At 66.1% G+C, this 18,722-nt stretch carries 20 protein-coding genes and 1 pseudogene; 12 read left to right on the forward strand and 9 right to left on the reverse strand.

The features are described from left to right. The 5 genes and pseudogenes from WA965_RS21120 to WA965_RS21140 form a co-directional block, all read right to left on the reverse strand. The coding region (locus tag WA965_RS21120; RefSeq protein WP_526448036.1) for a DUF222 domain-containing protein at window positions 1-608 on the reverse strand (608 nt) is incomplete at its 3' end. A gap of 141 nt (window positions 609-749) precedes the next feature. Continuing rightward, a pseudogene (locus WA965_RS21125) lies at window positions 750-890 on the reverse strand (IS481 family transposase); the annotation flags it as partial. A 25-nt stretch (window positions 891-915) separates the two neighbouring features. Further along, entirely contained in the window at window positions 916-1,464 is a 549-nt protein-coding gene (locus WA965_RS21130; RefSeq protein ID WP_526296285.1) for a hypothetical protein, read from the reverse strand. Between the two features lie 101 nt (window positions 1,465-1,565). After that, complete coding sequence (locus WA965_RS21135) at window positions 1,566-2,528, reverse strand: CPBP family intramembrane glutamic endopeptidase (protein ID WP_526296287.1); 963 nt, start codon at window positions 2,526-2,528, stop codon at window positions 1,566-1,568. Window positions 2,529-2,708: 180 nt separating this feature from the next. After that, window positions 2,709-3,071 carry a hypothetical protein gene (locus WA965_RS21140; RefSeq protein ID WP_526296289.1) on the reverse strand — a complete coding sequence of 121 codons (363 nt, stop codon included), beginning with the start codon at window positions 3,069-3,071 and terminating at the stop codon, window positions 2,709-2,711. 188 nt (window positions 3,072-3,259) lie between these two features. On the opposite strand from WA965_RS21140, the gene WA965_RS21145 reads away from it, so the two are divergent. Beyond that, the gene (locus WA965_RS21145; protein WP_526296291.1) at window positions 3,260-3,862 is read left to right on the forward strand and encodes a TetR/AcrR family transcriptional regulator; all 603 of its coding nucleotides are present in this window, start codon (window positions 3,260-3,262) and stop codon (window positions 3,860-3,862) included. Window positions 3,863-4,137: 275 nt separating this feature from the next. On the opposite strand, the gene WA965_RS21150 is transcribed toward WA965_RS21145, so the two are convergent. Both WA965_RS21150 and WA965_RS21155 read right to left on the reverse strand, forming a co-directional pair. Further along, window positions 4,138-5,052: a CPBP family intramembrane glutamic endopeptidase gene (locus WA965_RS21150; protein ID WP_526296293.1), complete on the reverse strand. Its 915-nt coding sequence runs from the start codon at window positions 5,050-5,052 to the stop codon at window positions 4,138-4,140. A gap of 119 nt (window positions 5,053-5,171) precedes the next feature. Next, on the reverse strand, window positions 5,172-7,454 hold the full coding sequence (locus WA965_RS21155; protein WP_526296323.1) for an ATP-dependent DNA ligase: 2,283 nt from the start codon (window positions 7,452-7,454) through the stop codon (window positions 5,172-5,174). Window positions 7,455-7,502: 48 nt separating this feature from the next. Between WA965_RS21155 and WA965_RS21160 the strand changes: the two genes are divergently transcribed. After that, complete coding sequence (locus tag WA965_RS21160; RefSeq protein WP_526296295.1) at window positions 7,503-8,435, forward strand: carbohydrate kinase family protein; 933 nt, start codon at window positions 7,503-7,505, stop codon at window positions 8,433-8,435. Further along, window positions 8,435-9,337 carry a non-homologous end joining protein Ku gene (ku, locus tag WA965_RS21165; RefSeq protein ID WP_526296297.1) on the forward strand — a complete coding sequence of 301 codons (903 nt, stop codon included), beginning with the start codon at window positions 8,435-8,437 and terminating at the stop codon, window positions 9,335-9,337. Before WA965_RS21160 ends, ku begins: the two co-directional genes overlap by 1 nt. Window positions 9,338-9,342: 5 nt before the next feature. On the opposite strand, the gene WA965_RS21170 is transcribed toward ku, so the two are convergent. Beyond that, window positions 9,343-10,104: a MerR family transcriptional regulator gene (locus tag WA965_RS21170; RefSeq protein WP_526296325.1), complete on the reverse strand. Its 762-nt coding sequence runs from the start codon at window positions 10,102-10,104 to the stop codon at window positions 9,343-9,345. Window positions 10,105-10,309: 205 nt separating this feature from the next. On the opposite strand from WA965_RS21170, the gene WA965_RS21175 reads away from it, so the two are divergent. From WA965_RS21175 to WA965_RS21215, 9 genes are all read left to right on the forward strand, one after another. Continuing rightward, window positions 10,310-11,101, forward strand: coding sequence for an SDR family oxidoreductase (locus WA965_RS21175; protein WP_526296299.1), 792 nt, complete (start codon window positions 10,310-10,312; stop codon window positions 11,099-11,101). Between the two features lie 28 nt (window positions 11,102-11,129). Continuing rightward, window positions 11,130-12,206 carry an NAD(P)H-dependent amine dehydrogenase family protein gene (locus WA965_RS21180; protein ID WP_526296301.1) on the forward strand — a complete coding sequence of 359 codons (1,077 nt, stop codon included), beginning with the start codon at window positions 11,130-11,132 and terminating at the stop codon, window positions 12,204-12,206. Between the two features lie 22 nt (window positions 12,207-12,228). Then, window positions 12,229-12,477 carry a hypothetical protein gene (locus tag WA965_RS21185; protein WP_178358293.1) on the forward strand — a complete coding sequence of 83 codons (249 nt, stop codon included), beginning with the start codon at window positions 12,229-12,231 and terminating at the stop codon, window positions 12,475-12,477. 31 nt (window positions 12,478-12,508) lie between these two features. After that, the gene (locus WA965_RS21190; protein WP_526296303.1) at window positions 12,509-12,742 is read left to right on the forward strand and encodes a hypothetical protein; all 234 of its coding nucleotides are present in this window, start codon (window positions 12,509-12,511) and stop codon (window positions 12,740-12,742) included. Window positions 12,743-12,822: 80 nt separating this feature from the next. Then, window positions 12,823-14,064 carry an Nramp family divalent metal transporter gene (locus WA965_RS21195; RefSeq protein ID WP_526448037.1) on the forward strand — a complete coding sequence of 414 codons (1,242 nt, stop codon included), beginning with the start codon at window positions 12,823-12,825 and terminating at the stop codon, window positions 14,062-14,064. Continuing rightward, window positions 14,064-15,167, forward strand: coding sequence for a poly-gamma-glutamate hydrolase family protein (locus WA965_RS21200; RefSeq protein WP_526296307.1), 1,104 nt, complete (start codon window positions 14,064-14,066; stop codon window positions 15,165-15,167). Before WA965_RS21195 ends, WA965_RS21200 begins: the two co-directional genes overlap by 1 nt. A 143-nt stretch (window positions 15,168-15,310) precedes the next feature. Then, entirely contained in the window at window positions 15,311-16,078 is a 768-nt protein-coding gene (locus tag WA965_RS21205; protein ID WP_526296309.1) for a DUF1365 domain-containing protein, read from the forward strand. Continuing rightward, window positions 16,075-16,656, forward strand: coding sequence for an RNA polymerase sigma factor (locus tag WA965_RS21210; RefSeq protein ID WP_526296311.1), 582 nt, complete (start codon window positions 16,075-16,077; stop codon window positions 16,654-16,656). The genes WA965_RS21205 and WA965_RS21210 overlap by 4 nt, the downstream gene beginning before the upstream one ends. Then, window positions 16,653-17,393 (forward strand): anti-sigma factor, encoded by a 741-nt coding sequence (locus WA965_RS21215; RefSeq protein ID WP_526296313.1) that lies wholly within the window; start codon window positions 16,653-16,655, stop codon window positions 17,391-17,393. The genes WA965_RS21210 and WA965_RS21215 overlap by 4 nt, the downstream gene beginning before the upstream one ends. On the opposite strand, the gene WA965_RS21220 is transcribed toward WA965_RS21215, so the two are convergent. Next, window positions 17,390-18,487, reverse strand: coding sequence for a carboxylate-amine ligase (locus WA965_RS21220; protein WP_526296315.1), 1,098 nt, complete (start codon window positions 18,485-18,487; stop codon window positions 17,390-17,392). The genes WA965_RS21215 and WA965_RS21220 overlap by 4 nt on opposite strands. Between the last annotated feature and the right edge of the window lie 235 nt (window positions 18,488-18,722).

Below are 18,722 nucleotides of genomic sequence, written 5' to 3' on the forward strand. Positions count from 1 at the left end.
ACTGTCAGGCCGCGTTTGCGGGCACGTTCGGTGTCATCAGGTTCGGGTCCGTCCTGATCGAGCAGGAACAACGCCCGCGCGGCTTCGCCTTCGAGTTCTTTGGGTCCGGCCCCGACCGCGACGCGGATCAGGTCGACTTCAAACTGGGCGGCGGTGGCCGCATCGGCAAAAATCGGCAACTTTTTGACCGCGGCGCGGATCACCGCGACATGTTCACGAGTGATCAGTCCGAGGTCTTGGGCGGCGGCGGTCGCCGGCAACACTGCAGGTAGAGGTTCTCCGGTGATGGTGCGCCGCGGCGCCAACACCGCAGCCTCGCCCAGGCGACGATTCGCCTCGGCCCCAGAAATCCGCCAGCGGACGCTCAGGACGTCTTTCCAGGATTTCGCGCCCAGCTGCTGCGGAGTGGCCTCGGTCTGCAGCCGGGCCAACAACCGCTGACGGACCGCCGGCAACTGACACCCCAACGTTTCGAGTTCGTCGAGGGGCCCGATCAACTCAGCGCGGGTCAGCAGGTCGATCTCGCAGGCGGCGACCGCGTCGAAGGCAGCCCGCAACGCGGTCACCGCCTCGCGCAACTCCGTCCCCGACATACTTCGAACATACATTCGACCCCCGACAAACCCGGGTCGATGTGACTGCTGAAACTGAAGTGACACAAGACATCCAAGTGACATGACAATCAGGGCTGTGATGTCTCAGGACATCGGTGACAGTTCTGCGTCAGGACATCGGTGACAGTTGGTGTATCAGGACTTCGGTGACGGTTGTCTGGTTTTGGGGCGTGGGCCGCGGGGTCGGCCGTTGCCAACGTATTTGGTGCCGGGTGCAGGTCGGGTGTGGTCGGCGAGGACCTCGCCGTGTAGGTCGATGATGATGATCTTGGCACCGGCGGCAGCGGGCTGTCTGCGGGTGTCAGGTGCCGGCACCTCCGTCGAGCAGCCAGTGGTGGCGCATGTGCGTTGCCCGTTCGATCGCGCCGACCACCGCGCCGAAGCCCAACGCGAGGTTGAGCCACACCGGAAGATGCAAGGGCGATTCGAAGGGGCCGAATACGTCTGCAATGAAGGGAATTTCGGAGATCGGCTCTGCGGCCTGCAGCATGTTTAGCCCTACTCCGATGAGCAGCATGAGCACCGAGACCGCACTGATGATTCCACTCGCGAGGGGATGCACGTGTGCGAAACGCATACGCCGCCCCTCAGCGGACTTCGGATCGGGCACGAGACACCGCTCGGTGCCGTCGTGGGCAACGAAGTGACAACGCCGTAGGCCTACCGGGCTGGTGCGGACCTCGACGTGGCCGTGCGTGACAGGGAATCGAGCGGGAACTTTCGACTGCGCCCAGAGCTGCCCATCAAGGTAGAGCCCCGCCTTGACGACGCCTGTTTCAGCGTCGCCACCGTGCTTCACCTCGATCGTGTGCATGACCTGTCGGCCGTCAACCGGGAGCGCGATCGACATGACCGAGCGTCGCGTCAGCTGCCACCAACGGAAGGGCTTGAGCGGGCGCCCGTCACCTGGCTTCACACGCTTGGCGAGCCGACGTTGGTTCCAACTCGGGCTCACTGCTCCGGCCCAGCCGCCGGGTAGGCCGCAGGCGTGAGCGCAGGCCCACTTGTGCGGGTCATCCACCAAACACTCGCGGTGATGACCACCAACGCCGCGCTGGGCACCAGGTTCGCCATCGAGCCGACCGCGTCACCCCGATTCGCCAACTGGGCGCCGATGTCGAGGTGCAGGGTCGTGCCGAGCACGAGGAACGCAACGTTGTAGACACCGTGGAGGACGACGGCGACCTCGAGGCCGCCGGTGCGCCAGGTCACGATCGCCATCGACGAGAACAACACCAGGTACGACGTCAGCAAGTACGGATCGAGCGTGCCGTGTGCGAGCGAAAACAGCACAGTCGTGGCGACGATGCCGAGGATCGCGCCGGAGCGCGCGCTCGGCGTCCAGCTACCGAATACGCGAAACATCAAGCCGCGGAAGCCATATTCCTCGCCCGCAGCAGCAAGGGGGGTAAGCACCATGCCGATGACGAAGAACGCCACAAGATCCGCAGTCGACCACGGCACGCTGCCGCTTTCATCCAGAACAACGACGGCGACCGCGACCGCGATCAACACCGGGGGTCCGAACACAAGCAGTGCTCGACCGAACACTCCGTACCGGAAGCGCCCCGCCACGGAATGCAACGACCCCGACGACACGCCGTAAAGCACACGTTGTAACAGCATGCAGTACGGGATCAACAAGGCCAACGACAGCGCGCCGGCTGCCTGCTTCAACGGTGTCGAGGTACCGGAACGACCGAACAACTCCCGGTCGACGATCACCGACATCGCATCCAGAAGCACTGCGAAGCCGATCAACCCGATCATCAGCAACGCGATCGCCACGACGCCACGCACTATGCCATGACGCGCTTCCGCGTACACGCGGTGGTATTCGACGCCGGCCGGGACCGGCGGCGTCGGTGCGGGATCAGCGCCCCGCAGGATCAAGCGCTGGGTGATGGTGTTCATTGTTGTTTCCTTCGATAATCGACGTTGTTCCACAACGTGAGCGGGCCGTACCGTCCTGCGCGTCAGGCGGTTTCGCTCACTTTGCGTTCGGTTTCAGTACAGATGGCAGCTTTTACAATTGCCGCGGCGGGCGTCAATGCCGGGCCGGGCCAAGCTCATCTCACTGCCCCCTTCAAGAGATCAGCGCGCGCCGAGGGCTCGGTTGATGGCAGCGACGACGTCGTTCGGGTCGTCGACGGTCAGGACCAGTCGGTCGAAGCGTTCGGCGTCATCCAGGGTGACGACGATCGCACGGTCGTATCCGGAGACGTTCCAGAACTGCTTCCTGCCGTGTGCGCGGAACGTGCCGGCGAGCTTGCCGGGCAACCTGAGGCCTGGACCTCGCCACCCCTTCGGCTCCTCTCGTATACCAGGGTCGAAGGTTGCTCCTCGCACCCGCTCGAGTGGGAACTGCAGGCGCCGTGTGAACGACCAGACCTTGTTGAACCCCGTCGGCTCCACCACGAGGTGGTCTGCGGTCACGGTGACGCGGTTGATGCTCATGCGAAATCTCCTTTTTCGTGTAGTACCGCGCAGGTCAGCAGCCGAACTCCCGACTGCTCCTTCGTCACATCGAGGCGGCTGACGTGGTGGTCAACCCGACCTCGGATCAGTGGCGGACTAGCACACTGTACTAGTTCGGCAGATAAAGTAGCACAGTGTGCTAAGAACGGAGGGGAGGTGCTGACCCGATGAGCGAGCCGACGAAGCAGAGCACGCGTGACAAGATCCTGATCGCCGCGGCGACCATGCTCGGCGAGGATCCGACCTCCCGGCTGAGCGTGCGCGCCGTCGCCGCGCGCGCCGGGGTCAGTGCTGGCTCGCTACGCCACTTCTTCCCGACTCAGCAGGCGCTGATCGACACCGTGATCGCCGGACTCTACGACCTCGACATCCCCGACGACCCGATGCACGACACCACCAGCGACCCGGGCGACCGTCTTGTGGCCTGCCTGCAGCGGCTGCTGTCGCAGGTGGGTACGGGCGAGCGGGCACGCGAGCATTGGCGCGCAGTACACGACGCGTACGTCGCATCGCCACCGTCCGCGGATGCCACCCATGCCTTCCTCGCGCTCGAACGCCTCAACGTGGACTACATCGCGCGCTGGCTCAGCACCTTGCGCGACGAGGGAGCGCTTGCGCCCGGCGATTTGGATGTGAAGGCGCGGTTCTTGAGCACCGTGGTCAACGGACTTGCATTCGAGCGCGCCCTCCCAGGCGACCGTGAGCGCCTTGCCTTCGAGGTACATACCCTTCGCACTGCCGCTGACAGCGTCCTGCAGCGCAGAATGTGACCACTCCAAAACAGCGTCAAGAATCGAGACAGGATGTGACCGATCTCGTTTCCCGACGACCGGCGATGCACGGCAAGGGATTCAGATTGCAGCGACGATGCTTCGCGAGGATCCGTCACCGTGTGATCGACACAGTCGTCGAGGAGCGGCATCTACTGCAACTACTCCCATACAACTGGCGGAGGTGCAGTATTCGAAGTGTGCATTATTCGTTCGCAGAGGTCGGCGTGAATAATCGTCGCGCATATCAGGCGAAGGCTTCGATCCCGCCGCGGTCAGAACAGTGCGAGCGGGTTGGCGTTCATCAGCCCGTGCACAAGCAGCAGCGGCCACATCGCGCGATGCCGCTGCCACAAGAGCCCGAGAAAGAGTCCTGTAACTCCCTGGTTGGCAACGACATTCGCGAGGTCCACGACCCAATCGCCGGTCCCTTGAATGGCGATGTGCCAGGATGCCCAGGTCAATGAGCTGACGATGATTGCCGGCCACACTCCGCCGAGAAGGCCCACCCACCGAGTCTGTAGCCACCGCCGGTAGAAGAACTCCTCCACCACGGCGTTGAGCAGGAATCCGATGAGCACCATCGCGATCACGGTCAGCGGGTCGACTTGGAAGCTGGTGCCAGGGTGCGTGGGCGAGAGGGCCAGGTACGTAACGGTCCAGCCCACTGCCGGTACCAGCGGCCACCAGGGGCTCCGCTTGTCGGCGACCTCACCGGGTCCCGGCGATGCGGCGGGGGCACTACGTCTGCTGGCCGCCCCGAACCGTCGGCACACCGCGAACAGCAGCAGCGGACCGAGCAGGAGCAACCCCAGCTTGAGCGCCGTGTAGTTCGGCTCGTCCGGTCCGAGCAGCGTCAACGCGAACGTGAATGTCACGGCCAGCGCGAGCAGGACCAGGGCTTCCAACCGCACCCGCTTGGCCGGTGCAGCGCGCCCGCGAACAGGCCCGGTGGTGGGTGTGATCAGAATCAGCCCGACACCTACAACCGCGGCCAGCCACGGATGCCACATCGGGATCGTGTCTGCGGAGTCAGCCGTGAACCGGATCTGCCCCTCGCCGATGACGGCCACGGTGAGCGCGGCGACGACATAGATGCCGACGCCGGTTGCGACCACGGCGGTGCCGATCAAGGTTCGAGTCTGACTGTTCTCGCTGAGCGCGACAGCGGCATCGGAGGACTTGGACACGAAAACGAATGTAGCGGCGCCCATAGCCGGGAGTGGTCGTACCTAGGGCTCGGCTGCCCCGCGCCTGCGATGCGAGCAGTAAGACCGACCGCGCCGACGCCTGATTCGGATTGCGAGCGCTATTCCCACACAACCTCGCCCGGCACCTTGTCCGGACGCAGCCCCCGCCAGCTCGCCTGGCGCAGTCGATTGTCGGACGTGCGCTCGCTGTAGCGGACCTCCCCCACCAACTCCGGACGCACAAACGTCACACCCTTCGCGTCCTGCTTGGGAAGTTCAGTGGCAAAGGGGGATTCGTCGGCGTGTAACGGCGTGAGGGTCTTCTTGAGAGCTGCCAGTTCCTTCTCGGTAAAGCCGGTGCCCACCCGTCCGACGAACTGCAGTCCGTCGTCATCGGGGATGCCCAGCATGAGCGCGCCGATCCCGCTGCTGCGACCGCCCGCCCCCTCTCGCCAGCCGCCGATGACAACCTCCTGGGTCCTCCAGAACTTGTCCTTCAGCCACGACGACGACCGTCGGCCAGGTTGGTAGGTGGAGTCTCGCTTCTTCGCGACGACACCTTCCCACCCCTTCTTCCGGGCGAACTCGAGTGCCTCGGGCCCGTCACCCTCGAGTGGGTCGGGCACGATCAGACCGCCCCCCTCCGCCAGCGCCTCGAGCAGTCGCCTGCGGTCGGAGTACTTGGCGCGCAACAGTGATCGGCCGTCGAGGTGAAGGATGTCGAACGCCCAGAACTCCACTCGCGTCGAGCGGGCACGGTTCTGCATATCGCGGAAGCTGGGCACGCCGGACTCGTCGAGCGCGACGGCCTCACCGTCGAGGATTACGTGGTGGTCAGCAAGGTCGGCGGCAACTGCCTGCAGTTGTGGATACTCACCGGTCACATCGCGACCCCGTCGCGACCGCAGCGTCAGTTTCCCGCGGTCGGCGTCGACGATCAGGCGGTAGCCGTCCCATTTGCCCTCGAATGACCACTGCCCCTTGGTGAGTCGTTGCACCGAGCCCTCGGAGGCCAGCATCGGCGCCAGGTCCGCCGGGGTCGGCCGCTTCTGGTCCTTCATCCGGTGCGCCAGCCAGTTCTTGCCGTCGGTCTGGATCAGTGCGTAACGGCCCTCGACCTTCTCGCCGTACAGCGTGACGATCACCTCGCCGCCCTTGTCCGGCCCGTCGGGTGCGTTGTCGTTGAACTTCTCGGTCTCGTAGGTTCCGGTGTCCCACACGTAGACCTCGCCACCGCCGTACTCGCCCTTCGGGATCCCGCCGGCGAAGGTGAGGTACTCCATCGGATGGTCTTCGGTGTGGACGGCGAGATGGTTGACCGCAGTGGTCTCGGGCAGGTTCTTCGGCACCGCCCAACTCACCAGAACCCCATCACGTTCCAGCCGGAAGTCGTAGTGCAGCCGCCTGGCGTGATGCTCCTGGATGACGAACTTGTCGTTGTTGCCGACGGTAGGCGCCTTCGCCGGTACGGGTTCGGGTGTTCTGCCGGCATCGCGCATGCCTCGGTACGTTGTCAGTCGGTCGGCTACCGGGAGCACCTCATCAAGCTCGGCGAGAAGATCGCCGTCACGGTCCATCCGGTCGAGGACCTCGTCGAAGGTGAGGTGGCGCAGGTCCGGATCATCGAGCTCGTCCCAGGTTCGCGGGGCCGCCACCGTCGGATGATCGCGCCCCCGAAGCGAATACGGCGCGATCGTGGTCTTGTTGCCGTTGTTCTGACTCCAGTCCAGGAACACCTTGCCTTCCCGCAGACTCTTGGTCATCGTCGCGGTGACCTGTGTCGGCATGGTCTGTTCCAGCTGTTGGGCCACCCTCTTGGCCAGCGTCGACGCACCCCGTGAGCTGATCGGCTCCTGCAGCGGGACATAAAGATGCAGGCCCTTGCTTCCACTGGTCAGCGGGAACGTGCGCAGGCCGATGTCGCTGATCAGGTCACGGACCTCGTGGGCGACCCGGCAGAGCTGACGCATCGTGACGTCGTCGCCGGGATCAAGATCGAAGACGATGCGCGTGGCCGGGCCCACCGTATCTTTTCCCGCCCCGGCCGTCTCAACAAACCGCCACTGCGGAACGTGCACTTCCAGAGCCGCCTGCTGGGCGATCCATGCCAGCCCCTCGGCGGTGTTGATGACCGGATAGGTGGTGCTGCCCGACTTGTGGGCGATGGTGCCGCGGTCCAACCAGTCCGGCGCCGAGGATGCCAACTGCTTCTCGAAGAACGCAGACTCCGCCACACCGTTGGGCCAGCGCTTGCGGGTGACGGCGCGGCCCGCGATATGGGGCAGCATCGCTTCGGCGACGCTGACGTAGTAGTCGAAGACCTGCGCTTTGGTGGTCCCGGTCGCCGGATACAGCACCTTGTCCGGATTGGTCAGCTTCACCCGGCCGTAGCGGTCCACGATTCCACGTTATAAGCCTCGGCCACCGACAGTGGCGGTAGCGTCAACACGGTGCGGGCATTGGTCATCGGCGAGGCACTGATCGACGTCGTCGAACGAGGCGGCGACGGCCCGACCGAGCATGTCGGCGGCAGCCCCCTCAACGTCGCCGTCGGCCTGGCGCGGCTGGGCCGTGGCGTCGACTTCCTGACCCACATCGGCACCGATGCTCGCGGTGAACGAATCAGGGATTATGTCGAATCCTCTGGTGCACAGTTGGTTCCGGGCAGTCAGAGTGCGCGGCGGACACCGACGGCGCTGGCCACCCTCGACGACGCGGGAGCAGCTACCTACACCTTCGACATCGACTGGCAGCTGACCGGCACGCCCGAGGTGGCACCGCCCGTCGTCGTCCACACCGGCTCGATCGCCACCGTGCTGGAGCCGGGCTGTCTGGCCACCGCCGCGCTGGTCGACACCTACCACCTCGCGGCGACGTGCACGTTCGACCCCAACATCCGGCCGGCGCTGATCACCGACGCCGACTCGGCACGCACCCGGATCGACCGGTTCCTCGAACGGGCGGACGTGGTCAAGGCCAGCGATGAGGACCTGCGTTGGATCGACCCCGCCCGGAGCCCCGAACAGATCGCCGCGGCGTGGCTCGCGCTGGGACCGTCGATCGTCGTGGTGACGATGGGCGGCGGTGGCGCATTGGCGATGTGTGCGGCGGGAACGGTGCGGGTACCTGCGTTCCATGTGGACGTGGTGGACACCGTGGGCGCCGGCGATGCCTTCATGACCGGTTTGATCGACTCTCTGTGGTCGCTGGATCTGTTGGGTGCCGACCGCCGGGCCGGGCTGGCCGCCATCGCACCCGACACTCTCACCACCGCCGTGCGTGCGGCATCACTGACCGCAGCGTTGACCGTATCCCGTGCCGGCGCCGATTTGCCCGATCGCGCCGCCCTGGAAGCTGCCGCTTCATCGGCCATACTGACCTGATGCGATCCATCTGGAAGGGTTCGATCGCCTTCGGCCTGGTGAACGTTCCGGTCAAGGTGTACAGCGCCACCGAGGACCACGACATCAAGTTCCACCAGGTCCACGACAAGGACAACGGCCGCATCCGGTACAAGCGCGTCTGCGAGGTGTGCGGCGAGGTGGTCGAGTACCGCGACATCGCACGTGCCTACGACTCCGACGACGGCCAGACGGTGATCATCACCGACGACGACATCTCGACGCTGCCCGAGGAGCGCAGCCGGGAGATCGAGGTGCTCGAGTTCGTGCCGGCGAGCGACCTCGACCCGATGATGTACGACAAGAGCTACTTCCTCGAGCCGGAGGGAAAATCGTCGAAGTCCTATGTGCTGCTTGCGAAGACGTTGATGGATACCGACAGGGTCGCCATCGTCAACTTCGCGCTGCGCAACAAGACCCGGCTGGCAGCGCTGCGGGTCAAGGACTTCAGCAAGCGCGACGTCATGATGATCCACACGCTGTTGTGGCCCGACGAGATCCGTGATCCCGACTTCCCGGTGCTGGACAAGGAAGTCGAGGTGAAGCCTGCCGAGTTGAAGATGGCCAGTCAGGTCGTCGACTCGATGACCGACGACTTCAACCCCGACCGCTACCACGACGACTACCAGGAGCACCTGCAGGAACTCATCGACGCGAAACTCGAGGGCGGCGAGGCGTTCACCACCGAAGAGGAACCGCAGGAACTCGACGAGACCGAGGACGTCTCCGACCTGTTGGCCAAACTCGAAGCCAGCGTGAAGGCGCGCAAGGAGCAGGCTCCGGCGGACAAAGCCCCCGCGAAGAAGGCACCCGCCAAGAAATCTCCCGCCAAGAAAGCCCCGGCCAAGAAGGCAGCCAAGAAAGCCGCCGCCAAGAAGAGTTAGCGGTATCAGTGGCCAGTTCGGTCCGCGTTCGCGTAGATCGCGTCGCGACAGTAGGCCGCTAGCCCAGGGAGCCCGAATGATTCGTCGTACGTGGCGACGTACCTGGGGTCGCTCACATACATGTCGCCCAGGTTGCGGTGGAACGTCGGCGGGCAGTCGTAGAACCAGCGATTCACGTGGAGCCGGTGTTGCTCGGCCGCATTCATCGCCTCGTCAGAGTCGGCCGGCAGACCAGCGCGGAAGGCATCGGACAAGGCCTTCTCAACGGCTTCTCCCTCAGCCTTGATCTGCACCCAATCGTCGCGGCTGTAGGACTTCGTTCGGCGCTGCGATTCCTTCCACTCTGCGGTCTCGCCCCACTTCTGCTCAGCCTCTGCCTGATAGTCGTCGAAGCCGTCACCGAAGAGCTCGCGCATGTCGTCGTCGGTCATAGGGGTGTTCGTCATCGCTTTCTCCAATGCCTGGTCAATTGCCTCGACGAGGTCCTTCATCTCGTCGAGCCTGGACATGACGCGTTCGCGCTGGCGAAGCAGGTGGCTGACCTCGTCGCCCTCGTCCAGCAGGTTCGCGATCTCCTCGAGAGACAGCTCGAGCCGGCGGTAGACGATCACCTGGGACAAGCGGGTCAGGTCCGCCGACGTGTAAACCCGATACCCCGAGGCTGCACGCCGACTCGGGGTCAACAAGCCGATGTCGTCGTAGTGGTGAAGCGTCCGGACCGTGATCCCGAATCGCTCCGCGACTTCGCCCACAGTGAGTCCGTCCACCTGCATCTCCTGCGTCACGTCGATCAGGCTGGTGCCTCACGCTGCGTGAGGGTCAAGTCTGCATATCCGAATTTATTCGAACCTCGAGGATCCCGTCAGGCGGCAGGTCACCGTCAGGGAGAAAATTAGAACGTGTTCCAGAAACCGGCCCCGCGGGTGACTGCTCCTTGCTAGCGTGACGCCCGGCTAGAGAAGCGAGGGACATGTGATTCTGGACAGATTCCGGCTCGACGATCAGGTGGCTGTGGTGACCGGCGCGGGCAGAGGCCTCGGCGCCGCGATGGCGTTGGCGTTCGCGGAAGCCGGTGCTGACGTGGTGATCGCGGCGCGCACGCAGTCACAGCTGGAGGAGGTCGCCGAGCAGATCGGCGCCACCGGGCGACGCGCCCACATCGTCGTCGCCGACCTGGCACGCCCCGACGACACGGCCGCGCTGGCAGCCGAGGCGATCGAGGCGTTCGGCAAACTAGACATCGTCGTGAACAACGTCGGTGGTTCGATGCCGAACGCGCTTCTGAGCACCTCCACCAAGGATCTGCGCGATGCGTTCACGTTCAACGTGGCCACCGCGCACGCCCTGACCATCGCGGCGGTGCCGCTGATGCTCGAGCACTCCGGCGGCGGCAGCGTCATCAACATCACCTCGACGATGGGCCGGGTCGCCGGCCGCGGGTTCGCCGCCTACGGCACCGCGAAGGCGGCGCTCGCGCACTACACCCGACTGTCGGCGCTCGACCTCGCGCCGCGCGTCAGGGTGAACGCGATCGCGCCGGGATCGATTCTCACCTCGGCGCTCGATGTCGTCGCCAGCAATGACGATCTGCGGACCCCGATGGAGCAGGCCACCCCGATGCGCCGACTGGGTGACCCGCTCGACATCGCCGCCGCTGCGGTCTACCTCGCTTCGCCGGCGGGCAGCTATCTGACCGGCAAAACGCTCGAGGTCGACGGCGGCCTCACCTTCCCGAACCTCGACCTGCCAATCCCCGACCTGTGACCCATCCCTGATCTGTGAGGACCTGACAATGACCATCAAAGTGGCCGCCATCGGTACCGGAAACGTCGGCAGACATGCGCTGACCCAGCTGATCACCGACCCGAGGTTCGAGCTGACCGCGGTGTGGGTCTCCTCGGAGGCAAAAGCCGGCAAAGACGCCGCCGAGCTTGCGGGACTTCAGGATTCGACCGGCGTCCTGGCGACCACGGATCTCGACGCAGTGCTGGCGACCGAACCCGCCGTCGCCGTCTACACCGCGATGGCCGACAACCGCCTACCCGAAGCGCTCGAGGACTACCGGCGCATCCTGGCCGCGGGTGTCAACGTCGTGGGCAGCGCAGCCGTCTTTCTGCAGTACCCGTGGCAGGTGCTGCCCGACGAGCTCGTCACGCCGATCGAGGATGCCGCCAAGGCGGGCAACGCGAGCATCTTCGTGAATGGCATCGATCCGGGCTTCGCCAACGACCTGCTGCCGATGGCGCTGGCCGGCACATGCCAGAGCGTGCAGCAGATCCGCTGCATGGAGATCATCAACTACGACACCTACGACAGCGCGACGGTGATGTTCGACGTCATGGGTTTCGGCGGCAGCCTGGACGACACCCCGATGCTGCTGCAGCCGGGGGTGCTGAGCCTGGCGTGGGGTTCGGTGGTGCGCCAGCTCGCCGCGGGCCTGGGCATCGAACTCGACGAGGTCACCGAGACCCATGTGCGGGTGCCCGCACCGGAGGACTTCGACATCGCCTCCGGCCACATCAAAAAGGGCACGACCGCCGCGATGCGGTTCGAGGTGCGCGGCATGAAGGACGGTGCGGTGGCGGTGGTGCTCGAGCACGTGACCCGGCTGCGCGACGACCTGTGCCCCGAGTGGCCGCAGCCCGCCGCGCACGGCGGCAGCTACCGGATCGAGGTCACCGGCGAACCCTCCTACGCTCTCGACCTGTGTCTGAGCAGCCCGAACGGCGATCACAACCACGCCGGCCTGGTAGCCACAGCGGCCCGGGTGGTCAACGCCATCCCCGCGGTGATCGACGCGTCGCCGGGAATCGTGACGGCGATCGACTTACCACCCATAACTGGAAAGGGCCTGTACGCTACGAAATAACTGACTTGGAAGGATGTTGGACATGAAGGCTCGTCTCAGCCCGCTCGCCGCTCTCCTGGTTGCCGGTGGCGCGTCCCTGGCGATTGCCGCCGCACCCGCCGCACTTGCACAGCCCAGCTGCGTCGAGACCGGACAGGGCGGTGGATATGCGGGTGGCTCGACCACCGTGTGCCAGTCGCCTGGCAACGCTCAGATCGACTCGCGTCCGAGCGTCCTCGCCCCTTCGGTGAACCAGATGATGCCGTGGGGCTACGGAATGTTCATCCTCTGAGGACCGTCGGACCGACACCGTCACTCCTCCCATGAAGATTCACGGGCGTCACGTCGCGCTGGCGCTCGTCGGCGGCGCGCTCGCGCTGGGCAGCGCGCCCACCGCGCTTGCCGCTCCGCAATGTACTGACGTCGGGTCCACCGTGACCTTCTGCGAGACCAACGGCAGCACTCAGTTGACCACCACTCCGCCACCGTGGAATTACGGCGGCTGGCAGGGCTTCGGGTTCTGGCCGTTGGTCGGTGGCTTCGGCATCGGCTCGTAACTCAACTCCTGGTCCACCAACCTGCCGCTGGCCTGTCCGGCAGGTTTCGTCTAGCCTAACTTTTCTGTTCGCATGACCGGATGGAAGAGGGGGCGGTGAAGAGCGACGTCACTCCGCGGGCGCGGCCGGGTTGGCTGCTGCTCGGGCCTGCGTTCGTCGCCGCGATCGCCTACGTCGACCCCGGCAACGTCGCGGCCAACGTCAGCGCCGGCGCCCAGTTCGGCTTCCTTCTCGTCTGGGTCATCGTCGTCGCCAACCTGATGGCCTGCCTCGTGCAGTACCTGTCGGCGAAGTTGGGCCTTGTCACCGGCCAGTCCTTGCCGGAGGCCGTCGGAACCCGGATGGGCCGACCGAGCCGGCTCGCGTACTGGCTGCAGGCCGAATTGGTGGCCATGGCAACAGATCTCGCCGAGGTGATCGGCGGTGCGATCGCTCTCTATCTGCTTTTCGACCTGCCACTGCTCGTGGGCGGGGTGATCACCGGCGCCGTGTCGCTGGTGCTGCTCGTCGTGAAGGACCGCCGCGGCCAGCAGACCTTCGAACGGGTCATCACCGGCTTGCTGCTGGTCATCGCGATCGGATTCCTGACCAGCCTGGTCGCCGAACCGCCTCCGATCGCCGACGCCGCAGCGGGCCTGATACCGCGGTTCGACGGAGCCGAGAGCGTGCTGCTGGCCGCCGCCAGGCTCGGCGCCACCGTGAGGCCCCACGCGGTGTATCTGCATTCCGGTTTGGCCCGCGACCGCCACGGCCACCCCGACGCGGGCCCCGCCCGCCGACGACTACTGCGCGTGACGCGCTGGGACGTCGGCATCGCCATGCTGGTGGCCGGCGCGGTGAACCTGGCGATGTTGCTGGTCGCAGCGACCAATCTGCAGGGGATGGAGAACACCGACTCCATCGAAGGTGCCCACGAGGCTGTGCAGAGCACGCTCGGACACACTGTGGCCCTGCTCTTTGCGATCGGACTGCTCGCATCCGGCCTGGCGTCCTCGTCGGTGGGCGCCTACGCCGGTGCGATGATCATGCAGGGGTTGCTGCGGAGGTCCATACCGCTGGTGACCCGCCGATTCATCACATTGCTGCCCGCGCTGGTCATCCTGGCCGTCGGCATCGACCCGAGTCGCGCGCTGGTGCTGTCGCAGGTGGTGCTGTCCTTCGGGATCCCGTTCGCGTTGATTCCGCTGGTGCGACTGACCGGCAGCACCCGTCTGATGGGTGCCGACGCCAACCATCGGGTCACCACCGCCCTGGGCTGGGCGGTTGCCGGAGTCATTATTGTGCTGAATGTGGTCCTGATCTACCTGACGGTGAAGGGTTGATGGCCGACCGGCACACCTACTTCGCGTACGGGTCCAACCTGTGCGCGGAGCAGATGGCGCAGCGATGTCCCGACGCAGTCGATCCGCAGCCCGCAATGCTGGCCGACCACGACTGGCTCATCAACGAACGCGGCGTCGCCACCGTCGAACCTTTTGTCGGCAGCGAGGTCCACGGTGTGCTGTGGCAACTGTCCGATCGGGATCTGGCCACCCTGGACAGCGCCGAGGGCGTCCCGGTGCGCTATCGCAGAGACCGACTCACGGTGCGCACCGAGCACGGCTCTTCCGCTGCCTGGGTCTACATCGACCATCGGGTCGAACCAGGACCACCGCGGCCCGGATACCTCGAGAGAATCCTCGACGGCGCGCGACACCACGGCCTGCCCCGCCGGTGGATCGATTTCCTCGAACGGTGGGATCCCGCCCACTGGCCACAACGCCTTGGGCAGTCTGATCATGCTGCCCCACAGTCACTTTCAGAGCTGCTCGCCGACCCCTCCGTCGCGGAGGAAACCACGCTGCGGTCCCGGTTCGGTTTCCTGGCCATTCACGGTGGCGGCCTGGAGAAGATGACCGACGTCATCGCTGCGCGCGCCGCCGACGCCGCAGGCGCCTCGCTGTACGTCGTACGCCATCCCGACCATTACCCGCACCACCTGCCGTCCGCGCGGTACGACCCCGCCGAATCAGCCCGGCTCGCCGAGTTCCTCGACCACGTCGACGTGGCGGTTTCGCTGCACGGCTACGGCCGCATCGGTCGCAGCACCCAGATTCTCGCCGGCGGCCACCACCGCACGCTGGCCGAACATGTGGCGCTGCACGTCGACATCCCCGGCTACCAGGTGGTGACCGAACTCGACGCGATACCCCGCGAGTTACGTGGTCTGCACACCGACAACCCCGTCAATCGGGTGCGTGGCGGTGGCGCCCAGTTGGAACTGTCGTCACGGGTGCGCGGGATCAGCCCCCGAAGCGGCATGCCCGGCGACGACGGTCTGTCCCCCGCGACATCTGCACTCGTCCAGGGTCTGGTGAGCGCCGCCCGCTCGTGGAAACTGTCTCCGCGTCAATATCTGTCGCAGCCCGCGCCGCCGCCCGACTGACCGCCGGGCACAAATGTGACGGCCGGGCGGGCACCCATCCGTCGCGCGCACTGCTCCGAATAGGGCTATGTGGATCTCCTGCACACAGCAAAGCAGTCCACCGCCGTCATCGGCGGTGGCGTGGCCGGCCTCAGGGCGGTGGCATGTTGAGCACAGCGCTGTACCGCACCCGGATCACCCATCTGCGTCGCGCACCGGTGCACCACTATTTCGAGCACCGCAGCTACAGCTGGTTCGTCGACATCGACGCACTGCCCCGGTTGCCACGGTGGCTGCGACCGTTCGCCACCTTCGATGCGCGAGACCATCTCTGGGGCGGCGACGGGGACACGTTGCGCGACCGCGTCGATGCCTTTCTGGCCGACAAGGGCGTCAACCTGAACGGCGGCAAGGTGACCGCGCTGATGCACGCCAGGGTGCTCGGCTACGTTTTCAACCCGCTGACGGTGTACTGGTGCCACGACGCACGCGGCGTCCTGCAGTACGTCATCGCCGAGGTCCAGAACACCTACGGCGGACGGCATGCCTACCTGCTCCCTCCGTCGGGTGACCGTCCGGCAATGGTGGACAAGAAGCTGTACGTCTCCCCGTTCAACGGCGTCGACGGGCACTACCTGGTCAGCGCGCCGCAACCCGATGAGCAACTCGACATCCGGGTCTCACTGCACCGCGACAACCAACCGGCCTTTGTCGTCACCATGCGTGGCACCAGAAGGCCGGCCGGCATCGGCCAGATACTGGCCCTGCAGATCGTCGCACCGTTGGCCCCGCTGATGAACACCTTGAGCATCCGGGTGCAGGGAACCCTGCTGTGGCTGCGGCGGGTACCCGTGGTGCCGCGCCCGAGTGTGGAGCGCCATAAGGAACGCCAGAAGGTCGGCGAGCTGATCTCTACCGAGCGGCACTTATGACCATATTGACACCGGTGACTAGGCTACGGCTCGTGACCAGCGATCTCGACGCACTGCTGCGCCAGGTGGCCCGTGGTGATGTGGACGCGTTCGCCTCGTTCTACGACCAGACCCGGTCCCGGGTGTTCGGCCTGGTCACGCGGGTTTTGCGCGATCCCGGGTACAGCGAGGAAACCACCCAGGACGTCTACCTGCAGGTGTGGCGCAACGCCGAGAACTACGATCCGGCGGCCGGGTCGCCGATGGCCTGGCTCATGACGCTGGCCCACCGACGCGCAGTGGACCGGGTGCGTTCCGAACAGGCGGCCAGCACCCGCGAGTCCCGCTACGGCGCCGCCAACGTGGAACCGCCGGCTGACCATGTCGCCGACACCGTCGTGCGCACCGACGAGCGCCGCCAGGTGACCGAGTGCCTGGGGTCGCTGACCGACACCCAGCGGGAATGCATCCAGCTCGCTTACTACGACGGGCTCACCTACGTCCAGGTCTCGGAGCGGCTCTCGGCGAACCTGGCAACCGTCAAGTCACGGATGCGCGACGCCATCCGTGGCCTGCGTAGATGCCTGGGTGTGGCATGACAGATCCTTCCGTGCCAACCGGCCCTACCGGGGCAGACCTGCTGTCCTTCGCGACGCCGTATGCACTGCACGCGCTCACCGACGCCGAGATGGCCGACATCGACCGGCACCTGGCGAATGCACCCCGCGAGGCCTCCGAGGCGTTCGCCGCCGAGGTGCGCGCTGTCCGGGAGACGATGGCGGTCATTTCGACAGCGACAGCAGTAGAGCCGCCGGCCCATCTCCGCGACCAGTTGCTCGGCCAGGTCGCCGCCGACCCGGTGCGCCCGATCAAACCCGCCCCGGCGCAACCCCGGCAGTGGTCCAGGACGGTGTTGGCCGCCGCAGCGACCGTGGCCATCGGGCTCGTTGTCCTCGGTGTCGGTCTCGCGATGCGACCCACGGCGACACCGTCGACCGCCGAACAGGTGTTCGCGGCCACCGACGTGCGCACCGTGTCCGGCGAGATTCCCGGCGGCGGCATCGCGACCGTGGTGTTCTCCCGCGAGCGGGACTCCGGGGTGCTCGTCATGAACAATGTGCCGCCACCGGAGCCGGGCACCGTCTACCAGATGTGGCTGGTTGATGCCGACGGTGCGCACTCGGCCGGAACGATGGACGCCGGTGCTGTCGCGCCGTCGACCACGGCGGTGATCCCCGATCTCGGCTCATCGCGTGCGCTGGCGTTCACTGTCGAGCCCCCGGGTGGTTCGCCGCGGCCGACCAGCCCGGTGTTCGCCGAGCTACCGCTCGCCTAGGGCGCTTCCAGCGTGGCTGCCGCCGCGGCGGCGAGCACGTCTCCGACGTCATGGCGCCGCGTCCACGCCCGACGCTGTCGCATTGCACCGTTGCCCACGTCGCCGATCCTGGCGAGCTCCGAGGCAACCAACTCGTAGTCGCCTGCGGTCTCCAGAGCCGGGCGGACCCGCGCGACGAGGTCCTCCAGCTGTGTCCGCATCGGGACCGAGGCCTGGTGTTGCAGGTCGACGCCGTCACCGTCGAGGCCGTCGCGGGCCGCTTTCCAGTAGGCGGCCTTGAGCGCGTAGGGCGTCAGCGGCAGCACCGGTGCGCCCCGACGTTCGTCATCGAGCGCCGTCATCACACAACCCCGGACCAGCGCGGCGAACAGCACCGTCTCGGCCACCGTCGCGGGCACATCGGCGACACGGACCTCGACGGTCGGGAACTTGTCCGAGGGACGCACATCCCAATAGACCATTCCCGCGTCGCGGATCACGTTGGTGTTGCACAACATCTGCACCGCGGCATCGAACTCGGCGGCGGAGGCGAAGTTCGGCGGCGGCCCCGCGCTGGGCCATCGCGCCCACAGCACGCTCCGCCAGCTGGCATGTCCGGTATCGGAGTTGCGATAGATCGCCGAGTTCGCGGTCAGGGCGAGCAGCTGAGGCAACCACGGCCGCAGCCGATTGCTGACGGCGACGGCGGCGTCGCGGTCGGGCACCGCGACGTGCACATGGCATCCGCAGATGCCCTGCTCGTGAGCGATCATGCCGAACCGTTCCCCGATATCGAGGTAGCGGGGGGTGTCGGTGACGGGGAACTCCCGAGGCAGCGACGGCGGCAGTCCGACGGCGAGCAGTTGTGCCCGCGAGCGCTCGGCGGCGTTGGCGGCGGTACGGCGCAGTCGCACCAACTGGTCGCGCAGATCAGAGGTGTCCTCGACGACGTCCGTCGCGGTCTCGACCTGACAGCTCGTCAGCTCGAGTTGCAGATCGACACCTTGCTCGGCGGCGCGCTCGGCGACCGTTCTGTTGCGCGCCACCGGGGCGCCGGACGTCGGATCGACGAGAAGGAACTCTTCTTCGACACCGAGTGTGGGTGGCCGGGTCATGGTGAAAAACTGATCCGGCCCGTCGGATGGTTCGACGACGGGCCGGATCGTGGTGGGAAAGATCGTGGTGGGAAAGTCACTCGCTCTAATGCCCGGGCCAGAATGAACTCAAACATGCCGCCTACGATCATTTCTGTGCCCAGGGATTTCCGGTTCGGAGTCGGCGTCACGCGAGCACGCTCGCGGACCACACTCGAGGAGGCGGCGCGTCGGGCAGAGGATTTCGGCTTCGACG

The sequence above is a fragment of the Mycobacterium sp. genome (assembly GCF_049683935.1).
Taxonomy (GTDB): domain Bacteria; phylum Actinomycetota; class Actinomycetes; order Mycobacteriales; family Mycobacteriaceae; genus Mycobacterium.

Excerpts from the sequence above, each read along its gene's own strand:
- WA965_RS21130 (WP_526296285.1), bottom strand. The coding sequence starts at position 1,464 with ATGTCGATCGCGCTCCCGGTTGACGGCCGACAGGTCATGCACACGATC.
- WA965_RS21135 (WP_526296287.1), bottom strand. The coding sequence starts at position 2,528 with ATGAACACCATCACCCAGCGCTTGATCCTGCGGGGCGCTGATCCCGCA.
- WA965_RS21140 (WP_526296289.1), bottom strand. The coding sequence starts at position 3,071 with ATGAGCATCAACCGCGTCACCGTGACCGCAGACCACCTCGTGGTGGAG.
- WA965_RS21145 (WP_526296291.1), top strand. The coding sequence starts at position 3,260 with ATGAGCGAGCCGACGAAGCAGAGCACGCGTGACAAGATCCTGATCGCC.
- ku (WP_526296297.1), top strand. The coding sequence starts at position 8,435 with ATGCGATCCATCTGGAAGGGTTCGATCGCCTTCGGCCTGGTGAACGTT.
- WA965_RS21180 (WP_526296301.1), top strand. The coding sequence starts at position 11,130 with ATGACCATCAAAGTGGCCGCCATCGGTACCGGAAACGTCGGCAGACAT.
- WA965_RS21185 (WP_178358293.1), top strand. The coding sequence starts at position 12,229 with ATGAAGGCTCGTCTCAGCCCGCTCGCCGCTCTCCTGGTTGCCGGTGGC.
- WA965_RS21190 (WP_526296303.1), top strand. The coding sequence starts at position 12,509 with ATGAAGATTCACGGGCGTCACGTCGCGCTGGCGCTCGTCGGCGGCGCG.
- WA965_RS21195 (WP_526448037.1), top strand. The coding sequence starts at position 12,823 with ATGGAAGAGGGGGCGGTGAAGAGCGACGTCACTCCGCGGGCGCGGCCG.
- WA965_RS21200 (WP_526296307.1), top strand. The coding sequence starts at position 14,064 with ATGGCCGACCGGCACACCTACTTCGCGTACGGGTCCAACCTGTGCGCG.
- WA965_RS21205 (WP_526296309.1), top strand. The coding sequence starts at position 15,311 with ATGTTGAGCACAGCGCTGTACCGCACCCGGATCACCCATCTGCGTCGC.
- WA965_RS21210 (WP_526296311.1), top strand. The coding sequence starts at position 16,075 with ATGACCATATTGACACCGGTGACTAGGCTACGGCTCGTGACCAGCGAT.
- WA965_RS21215 (WP_526296313.1), top strand. The coding sequence starts at position 16,653 with ATGACAGATCCTTCCGTGCCAACCGGCCCTACCGGGGCAGACCTGCTG.
- WA965_RS21220 (WP_526296315.1), bottom strand. The coding sequence starts at position 18,487 with ATGACCCGGCCACCCACACTCGGTGTCGAAGAAGAGTTCCTTCTCGTC.